This is a genomic window from Shewanella sp. SR44-4, assembly GCF_014163715.1.
In the GTDB taxonomy this organism is placed as follows: domain Bacteria; phylum Pseudomonadota; class Gammaproteobacteria; order Enterobacterales; family Shewanellaceae; genus Shewanella.
The window spans coordinates 1-219 of the sequence record NZ_JACJDU010000200.1 but is presented as its reverse complement, the minus strand read 5'-3'; the positions used below and the strand labels follow the sequence as shown (position 1 = coordinate 219).

Sequence of the window (219 nt, the reverse complement as noted above, 5' to 3'; positions counted from 1 at the left end):
GCGCCTTTAGTTAGTACTATCAGCTTTCCAAATTGTTAAAGAACAACACTTAACCGGCAAGCGGTGTGTTTCACTCTACTTCCGAAGAAGTTAACAAGTAATCTGTGTGAACACTCACATGCATCTCTGCACTTTAGGTATTGAGTTAGTCGTATAGGTAAGGAGGTGATCCAGCCCCAGGTTCCCCTAGGGCTACCTTGTTACGACTTCACCCCAGTC

1 rRNA gene is annotated in these 219 nt (G+C 45.2%); it reads right to left on the bottom strand.

Annotated elements, in window-relative coordinates:
- Window positions 1–158: 158 nt before the first annotated feature.
- Window positions 159–219: ribosomal RNA gene (locus H5125_RS22020) — 16S ribosomal RNA — on the bottom strand; the annotation flags it as partial.